Here is an 8,023-nt window from a genome sequence, read left to right as displayed (position 1 = left end):
GAAGCCGTGGGCCTGGTCGCCGGGGATGGCCGGGTCGTCGGCCATGTAGTCCCAGCTGCGCCCCAGGAAGTTCGGCGGCTCGGTGTGGCCGGCCGCTTCCCAGGCCTGGGCGAACACCAGGTTCTCGACGCCCACCAGCACCAGGGAGCCGTCCGCCTGGGGTTCGTAGAGCAGGATCGCGGGTTCCAGGAAGTCGGTATGAGTACCGGTGCCGTTCACCCGCGGTTCGGTGGCGGTGATGCCGAGCAGGTCGGGGCGCAGGTAGTGGATGCCCATCTGGCCAAGCTCGGGCGGCAGGCCGTGCTCCCCGGCCTTCACGCATTCACCGGAGGGGTCCGGGATATAGCCCTCCGCCAGGGCCACGTTCACGTCCGCGAAGCGCTCCACCGCCGCCTGGATCATCTGGATCGTGGTTGACACCTCATCAGCCTGGCTGCTGCCGGCCGGCCCGCCTGCCGCTGTCAGCCCCGCCACGATGACGCAACTGCACAGGATGCCACGCATCTGGGTTTCCTCCCGGTTGTCGTGTCGTCTGCCCGTCGAGGACGCTGCCGGCCGGCACGAGGTCAACTCCCCTCGCCGGGCGGCGAGGGGACACATCAAGGGGTACCGAACATCTTGACCTATAGCCGAAGCGGGGGGGCTGGCTGACTGAAATACGTGCTGTGCCGGGTATCAGGCGACCCGCTCTTTCGCGTGAGCCGGCTGGCCCGTCGGCCCGGCGGCGGTCCCGTCGGTGCTGGTTTCACGTCAGGCGCTTCCAGCCCTCGCGAAGGTGCTCCCTGGCGCTCTGCCAGAGCGAGGTGGCGGGTGCCGCCGGCGGACCGGCCAGGGCGGGGACGGCGCACTGCAGTGCCGTGAGGATGGCGTCCAGGTGACGGTGGCAAAGCGAGGTGTCGAGGCCGCCCGGGCAGTGGCTGAGCAGCCGCTCGCACTCCAGGCTGGCCCGCGACAGGGCCTGATGGGCCGCGTTGTTATCCGCGGCCTGGTCCCGGCACTCCTTCAGCTCACGGCCGAGCATCGCCAGCATCTTGCCGTCGAGCCAGCAGGGCAGGCCGTCGCTGACCTTGCCGGCCATGGAGTGCTTGATCGCCTTGAAGGAGACCTGCAGGAAGACCGCGGTGTAGTAGGCCTTGGGATGTTCCGTGCTCATGGCGGGCTCGCTGCTATTAGCAAATGATAATCATTATTGATAATGAGGCCTTTGCGGGCTGCCGTCAAGGCCGTGGCCGGGCCATTCGGGAACAAACGGTGCCGGCTGCCACACTGTCTGGACCCCATCCCGACAGGAAAGATCCCATGAGCAAGGGACCCGGTCGCCGGCACGGCTGCCGCTGTGTGCCTCGGTGTGGGCCGCGCCACCGCCGGGTCACAGGCGCACGCGGTCGATCTCGCGGCGGAAGTACATCTCCAGGCGCAGGTCCAGCGCCCAGCGCGGCTCGCGATTGGCCTCGCGAGGGAAGTGCAGGGCCGGGGCCAGGTCCAGGAAGAGGATGCCGCGGTGCAGGTCGCGGCGGTAGCGTGTCTGCAGGTAGGTGTCCTCGATGCGCGGGTCGGAGACGCTCTCGCCCAGTACCACGGCGCTGTGCCGAATCGCCCGGCGGCGGTCGATGCGCCGGTTGAGCTCCACCGCTTCGCTGAACTCCAGGTGATCGACCTCCTCGCGCCACTGCAGGTTGGTGATGAAGCGCAGGTGGCGGTTCTCGTTCACGGGGCGCCCGACGTCCCAGCGGGTGCGGGCGGAGTAGCCGTCCTTGTTGAACCAGGAGAGGCGGTTATCGCTCTCCAGCTGCCAGGGGCCGTCGTTGAGGGTCCAGAGGCGCTGGGTGATCACCCGGGCATAGGGATCCGGCGGCAGCCGCACCCGGACGCCGGCGCCCACCTGGGTGGTCCAGCGCTCGCGCTTGTCGTGCCGGCCCAGACGGTTGAGGCCGATGCGCAGGCTCTCCACGCCGCGGATCCGTTCATCCACCAGCTGGTCATCCTGCTCGGCCAGGGTGCCCTGGGTCTCCTCCGGCTCGCTCTCGATGACCAGGCGCAGGCGCTCCTCGGTGGTGGGCAGGTCGAGGCGGAAGCGGACGCCGATGTCCTGCTGGAAGGAGTCGCCCTCCTGCCAGCGCCAGGCCTGGTTGATCCTCAGGTAGGAGTCGTTCTCGATGGTCAGGGCGTCGGTGGTGCCGAAGAAGGCGTCGATGCGTCGCGAAGTGGTCTCGACCCAGCTCGACACGCCCTCGTGGAGGGGCTCGATCTGCTCATGGGCCCAGGGGGGCAGATCGCTCTCCTCCTCGGCGATCTCGGGCTCGGCATGGGCGGTGAGGGCGGCACCGGCGATCAGCACCATCAGGGCTCGTCTCATGCCGGGGCTCCTTGGCTCGAGGTTGCTCTCAGTCTATCCGGGCCGTCGTGAGCTGTCCCGTGACCGGTGCCAACGCTGCCGGGGGCGTGGTGTCCGGGGCCTCAGCGGCCGCAGGCCAGCTGGCGGCGGGCACGCTCCCGGTCCACCTCCTGCCCGGAGGGCAGCGGCGCGGCGTGGTCGAGCAGCCAGGCGGCCAGGTCGGCCTCGGTGCGTTCGCGCTGGGTGTAGCGGGTCAGCATATGGTAGCCCTCCGGGTAGAGCGCCAGGCGCCAGCCGGGCGCCTCGTCGTCCCGCTCGGGGAGGCGGTCGAGCAGGGCACAGGTGGCCTCGGGCGGGATCACCTGGTCCGCCTCGCCGTAGAGGATCAGCGCCGGCCCGGGCAGCCGCTCGGCGGCGTCCAGGGCCAGGCTCATGGTCTCGCTGACGCCGTGCAGGGTATCGACCCGGGCGCGTCGCAGGATCAGCGGGTCCTCGGCCAGCTGTGCGGCGATCTCGGGGTCGTCGGTGGGGTGGATGCCCAGGCGACGAACCGTGGTGGACGAGAAGCTCACCTCGGGCATGAGGCGCACGCCGAGCCACAGGGCGGCACGCTGGTACCAGGGCATGGCCTCTATCCCCCACACCGCGGGAGCGATCAGCACGCTGCCGGCCACCGGGGGCGGCGGGTCCTTCTCCAGGGCCAGCAGCACCACCGCGGCGCCCATGCTCTTGCCTACCAGGTAGAGAGGCGTCTCGGGATGGCGCGCCTGAAGTAGCGCGACCAGGTGATGGAGGTCGTCCACCAGCCGCTCGTGGCCTGGCCACAGGCGCCGCTGGGCGGTGAGGCCGAAGCCCCGCTGATCGAAGGCGTAGACCGCGATGCCGTGGGGCCTAAGCGCCTCGGCCATGATATCGAAGCTGCCGCTGTGGTCGTTGAAGCCGTGCACGGCCAGCACCAGGGCGCGGGGCATGTCCCGGTGGTGGCCCTCGGCGGGCCAGTGGCGCAGCGGCAGCCGGTAGCCGTCCTCGGCGATCACCTGGAAGGGCTCCAGGCGAGGGGGCTCGGCGCCGGGTCCCGGCGCCTGGCGGGCGGCCTGGGCGCAGCCGGCCAGCAGCAGGGCGCAGAGTGCGAACAGCAGTGACAGCAGGGCCGGCCGCGGGTCACCGGGCAGTTCGGGGCGCGGGGGGCGTTGGCGTACGGACATGGGGCCCTCCAGGCTCTCGGTCCGCTGATGAGACCCTCGCCGCGGACCCGATGTTCACCCCAGTCGCAACGTCGCCTACGCTGTGGGGCGTGGGGATGGCTTCAGCAGCCGAGGATTCGCCGTCGGCTGCCCGGTCAGGGAGGAGACGATGAGCAGAGTGATGCAGGGTGCGCTGCTGTGGGGAGGGGCCTATCTGGGGCTGGCCCTGCTGCCCATGGTCGTGGTGTTGGTCCGGGCGCCGGCGGAGGCCCGTGGGGTGGGGGTGGAGTTCGGGGCACTGCTCGGCCTGCTGGCGCTCACGGTGATGGCGCTGCAGGCGCTGGTCTCCGGGCGCCATCGCTGGTTCGGCGAGGCGCTGGGCTTCGACAACCTGCTGCAGTTCCATCGCCGGATGGGGGTGATCGCGCTGCTGCTGGTGGTGGCCCATCCCGCGGTGATGCTGGCCTCCCGGCCCGCCTGGCTCGACTACCTCGACCCCCGCGACGACACCCTGCGTGCCCTGACCCTGATGGGCCTGCTGGCGGCCACGCTGCTGCTGGTGGTGACCTCGCTGTGGCGCCAGGCCTGCCAGCTCTCCTACGAGCACTGGCGGGCCCTGCATGGCCTGCTGGCGGTGGCCGTGGTGGGGGGTGGCCTCGCTCATGCGTTGATGGTGGGCCACTACACGGCGGGGGCCGCCGGTGTGCTGCTCGCCCTGCTGATCGGCCTGGCGCTGCTGCTGGTGGTGGAGACCCGCCTGCTGCGGCCCTGGCAGGTGGTCGAGACGCAGCCGGTCCGCGGCGATGCCACCACCCTGGTGCTGGCCCCGCTGGGCCGGCATCGCCTCGAGTTCGCCCCGGGCCAGTTCGCCTGGTTCACGCTGGGCGACACCCCCTACCGGCTCCAGCAGCACCCCTTTTCCCTCGCCTCCTCGGCGGCGCGCCCCGAGCGCATCGCCTTCACCGCCAAGCGGCTGGGCGACTTCACCGCGACCCTGCCTGAGGTGCCCGTCGGCACCCGGGCCTTCCTCGAGGGGCCCTTCGGCGCCTTCCTGCCGGATGCCCGCAACCCCTCCGGGGCGGTGCTGATCGCCGGGGGCATCGGCATCACGCCGATGATGAGCATCCTGCGCACCTTCGCCGATCGCGGCGAGCGCTTGCCGCTGTGGCTCATCTATGCCAACCCCACCTGGGAGGAGGCCACCTTCCGCGAGGAGCTGGAGACCCTGGCCGAGCAACTGGCGCTGGAGGTGATCCACGTGCTCGACGAGCCGCCGGATGGGTGGCAGGGCGAGCGCGGCAAGGTCGACCGGGACCTGCTGGAACGCCGCCTGCCCGCCGACGATGGTCGGCGCGACTACTTCATCTGCGGCCCCGACCCGCTGATGGATGCCGCCGAGGGGGGGCTGATCGAGCTCGGGGTCGAGCCGACCCGCCTGAACTCCGACCGCTTCGATATGGTGTGAGCCCGGCCCGGGCCGCGCCGGGTGACGAATGAGAGACCCACGGGGAGAGCCGAACCATGCTGCATTGCTACGCCCGCCATGCCGCCACCCTCTGCGCCGTGCTGCTGGTCGTCACGGCCCTGCTCGTCGCCCTGTGGCGGGGCTGAGCGCCCACCGGGCTCAGCGGCCGAACCACCCCTTCATCACCGCGGTGATGCGGCGCATGTCGGCCTCCGAGGTGATATAGGCGGGCATGGTATAGAGCCAGCGACCGATGGGACGCAGCCAGACCCCCTGCGCCCGGGCCCAGTCGCCCACCCCGGCGAGATCCGCGGCCTGACGGGTCTCGATCACCGCGGTGGCCCCCAGCGCCCTCACGTCCGCCACGGCGGGGTGGGCGGCCAGCGCCTCGTCCCTCACCAGCTCCTCCTCCAGCACCCGGTTGAGCTCGGCGATCCTGCCCAGGTAGTCCTCCTCCTCGAACACCGCGAGGCTCTCCAGGGCCACCCGGCAGGCCAGCGGATTACCCATGAAGGTAGGCCCGTGCATAAAGGCGTGATGGGGGCTGTCGCCCACGAAGGCATCGTGCACCCGATCGGTGGCCAGCGTCGCCGCATGGCCGAGATACCCCCCGGTAAGGCCCTTGGAGAGCACCATGATATCCGGCGTCACCCCGGCATGGTCGGCGGCGAAGAGCCGGCCGGTGCGGCCGAAGCCGGTGGCTACCTCGTCGAACACCAGCAGCACCTCGAACTCGTCGCATAGCGCCCGCGCCCCGGCCAGGTAGTGGGGCGAGGTCATGTTGAGCCCGCCGGCGGCCTGCAGCAGCGGCTCCATCAGCAGCGCGGCGATCTCCTCGTGGTAACGCTCCAGCACCCGGCGCAGGGCGGCGAGGTCGCCTTCCACCGCCTCGGGGGCGGCATCGAAGGGGGCGGTGGGGGCCGGCGCGAAGTGGTGCCGGGGCAGGTAGCCGGCGAACAGCGAGTGCATCCCCTCCTCGGGGTCGCATACCGCCATGCAGCCGGCGGTGTCGCCGTGGTAGGCCTTCATCAGCGACAGCAGGCGATGCTTGCCGGGCCGGCCGCGCAGCTGCTGGTACTGCACCGCCATCTTCATGGCCACTTCCATGCCGACGGAGCCGCTGTCGGAATAGAAGACGTGGTTGAGGCCCTCGGGCGTGACCCGCACAAGCTCTCGGGCCAGACGGTCGGCGGGCTCGTGGGTCAGGCCGCCCAGCATCACATGGCAGAGTTCGTCGGCCTGCTGCTGGATGGCGCGCACCAGACGCGGATGGCGATAGCCGTGGATCATGCACCACCAGGAGCAGGTGGCGTCGAGCAGCGTCTCGCCGCCCTCCAGGGTGAAGCGCGGCCCCTCGCCGCCGATGACCTTCGGCGCCGGGCGCTGGGTCTTGAGGTGGGCATAGGGATGCCAGACGGGGGAGGGGCTTCCTGTGGAAGCGTGGGGCGAGGCGGCTGAGCTCATGGGGGCTCCTTTGTAGCGGTGAAGCGGGATGGTGGACCGCGAGGGCGACGCACTTGTCGGGACGGAGGACGGTCAGTGCGTGTCGATAACGGAAGGCGCCGATGGTGCGGATCAGGAGGCTGGAGGAGATGGCGCCAATTGGAAAAAACTACACCTTTAAATCAAAGAGATAATGCATATCGAGCGCGAACGGGTGGCAAGGATTCATGGCAGCCAACGGTGAGTGAACAGGTGCCGGCTATCGTAGCGACGGCAGTTCGGTTCAGCAAGGTGTAATCCTTTCCTGTTTTCATTGGTTTACTGTGAGGCCCGCATTATCCCTCCCGGCACAGATCGTCATTGGCCTGATGCTCGCCAGCTGGTTCATCACCATGTGGGGCAGCAATACCGCCACCGGCCTGAGCGCCTGGATCGGCGAGAGCGTCTCGGGATTATCGAGGTTTCCGCCGGTCCAGATCCTGGCCTTCGCCATCGGGGATCTGCCGATCAAGAACATGCCGCGCCGGCATCTGGCTGAACCCTTCGTTACCACCATCCACGCAGCAGGCACGGCGACCACAACGGAGATCGTTAGACACTGCTGCGCCGGTACTCAGCGTGACTTTCTGCAAGTTGTTAAAAAAAATGAGAAATCGTCCTTGCTCTAGATCACCAGCTACCAAACGGCCGGAGGCCAGGGATGCAGGCCGGAATTGGCAACAACTGGATTCAGAGCGCTCGAGCGACACCTTCATGTTCATGAGACAGGCGAGCTGACGGCGCCTGGGAAGATAGGTTGCATTTCATCGCCAACTTGGCGAGCGAACTTCTATAACTTGTTGATTGTAATTGCCTATCCAAGGTGGTTGTGGGGTCAGGTTTTCCTTCCTGAGACATATGCTATGTCCCGAGCAAGAGTTTTCTAGAAAATTATCACACAATAACACTAGCCAAGTTAGTCCTTGGGAGCTACGTTCTGATAAGAGTACGCAGCGGTATCCGATGAGATGGGGTGAGCTGTCTAAGGTTAAGTAGTATGGTTATAGGATGGCAATCTAGACAGCGAAAAATCCTGTTCGGCATTCAGCCGAAAGAAGGTGCTTTAAGGAGCTTTAGATTTCAATGCATCGGGCACTCACACTGCGTTTATCGAGTTGATGCGTATGTACTTGGCTGGTCAGCTCTAGAACAACACCGCAATCAGTTTTGTAGATGCCCCCTTCAAAACTGATAAAAAAGCTGGGGTGTAATCAAGAGGAGAAGTTCATGAGTAGCTCATTCACTAAAGAAGATTTGCCCTTCCTCGTAGAAGCGATGGACAGGAAGGCAGAAGCCCACAAGCCTGTGCTCTTGGCAGCCGGAGGATTAGAGGGCAAGGATAAGGTCAGCGGCGATATGAGTATTCCCAAGCCAGTTGAAGTAAATGTGAACGGGACAATGAGCGTCGAGGACTACAAGGCATGCGCCATGGTCATGTCTGTATGTCAGAATATGGTTCAAAAGTCTATCACAGATGCTGCGAAGACGGCAGGTGTCAAAGCCGCCGATGCACTGAAAAACATGAATGCTTGGGTGCAGGGTTATGTGGATTTCCCC

Annotated in this window: 8 protein-coding genes; 3 read left to right on the top strand and 5 right to left on the bottom strand. The window is 67.2% G+C overall.

Going from position 1 to position 8,023, the window contains the following annotated elements:
• The 4 genes from J5F18_RS14070 to J5F18_RS14055 all read right to left on the bottom strand — a co-directional run.
• Window positions 1–420 (bottom strand): hypothetical protein (locus tag J5F18_RS14070; RefSeq protein ID WP_346299219.1); only part of this gene is annotated, 420 nt, incomplete at its 3' end.
• A gap of 325 nt (window positions 421–745) precedes the next feature.
• Window positions 746–1,153 (bottom strand): hypothetical protein, encoded by a 408-nt coding sequence (locus tag J5F18_RS14065; RefSeq protein WP_346299218.1) that lies wholly within the window; start codon window positions 1,151–1,153, stop codon window positions 746–748.
• A 216-nt stretch (window positions 1,154–1,369) separates the two neighbouring features.
• Entirely contained in the window at window positions 1,370–2,356 is a 987-nt protein-coding gene (locus J5F18_RS14060) for a hypothetical protein (protein WP_346299217.1), read from the bottom strand.
• Between the two features lie 101 nt (window positions 2,357–2,457).
• The gene (locus tag J5F18_RS14055) at window positions 2,458–3,540 is read right to left on the bottom strand and encodes a lysophospholipase (protein WP_346299216.1); all 1,083 of its coding nucleotides are present in this window, start codon (window positions 3,538–3,540) and stop codon (window positions 2,458–2,460) included.
• 148 nt (window positions 3,541–3,688) lie between these two features.
• Between J5F18_RS14055 and J5F18_RS14050 the strand changes: the two genes are divergently transcribed.
• Window positions 3,689–4,984, top strand: coding sequence for a ferredoxin reductase family protein (locus J5F18_RS14050; protein WP_346299215.1), 1,296 nt, complete (start codon window positions 3,689–3,691; stop codon window positions 4,982–4,984).
• A 159-nt stretch (window positions 4,985–5,143) separates the two neighbouring features.
• Here the strand turns inward: J5F18_RS14050 and bioA are convergent, their stop codons facing one another.
• The gene (gene bioA, locus J5F18_RS14045) at window positions 5,144–6,448 is read right to left on the bottom strand and encodes an adenosylmethionine--8-amino-7-oxononanoate transaminase (protein ID WP_346299214.1); all 1,305 of its coding nucleotides are present in this window, start codon (window positions 6,446–6,448) and stop codon (window positions 5,144–5,146) included.
• 347 nt (window positions 6,449–6,795) lie between these two features.
• Here bioA and J5F18_RS14040 point away from each other — a divergent pair, with 347 nt between their 5' ends.
• Both J5F18_RS14040 and J5F18_RS14035 read left to right on the top strand, forming a co-directional pair.
• A complete protein-coding gene (locus tag J5F18_RS14040) occupies window positions 6,796–7,095 on the top strand; it encodes a hypothetical protein (RefSeq protein ID WP_346299213.1) in 300 nt (99 codons plus the stop codon).
• Window positions 7,096–7,693: 598 nt separating this feature from the next.
• The coding region (locus tag J5F18_RS14035; RefSeq protein WP_346299212.1) for a hypothetical protein at window positions 7,694–8,023 on the top strand (330 nt) is incomplete at its 3' end.

The organism is Halomonas sp. BM-2019, assembly GCF_017584085.1.
The sequence above is the reverse complement of the archived record's forward strand: the minus strand, read 5'-3'. Positions and strand labels throughout refer to the sequence as shown.

Excerpts from the sequence above, each read along its gene's own strand:
- J5F18_RS14050 (WP_346299215.1), top strand. The coding sequence starts at position 3,689 with ATGAGCAGAGTGATGCAGGGTGCGCTGCTGTGGGGAGGGGCCTATCTG.
- J5F18_RS14040 (WP_346299213.1), top strand. The coding sequence starts at position 6,796 with ATGCTCGCCAGCTGGTTCATCACCATGTGGGGCAGCAATACCGCCACC.
- J5F18_RS14060 (WP_346299217.1), bottom strand. The coding sequence starts at position 2,356 with ATGAGACGAGCCCTGATGGTGCTGATCGCCGGTGCCGCCCTCACCGCC.
- J5F18_RS14065 (WP_346299218.1), bottom strand. The coding sequence starts at position 1,153 with ATGAGCACGGAACATCCCAAGGCCTACTACACCGCGGTCTTCCTGCAG.
- J5F18_RS14055 (WP_346299216.1), bottom strand. The coding sequence starts at position 3,540 with ATGTCCGTACGCCAACGCCCCCCGCGCCCCGAACTGCCCGGTGACCCG.
- bioA (WP_346299214.1), bottom strand. The coding sequence starts at position 6,448 with ATGAGCTCAGCCGCCTCGCCCCACGCTTCCACAGGAAGCCCCTCCCCC.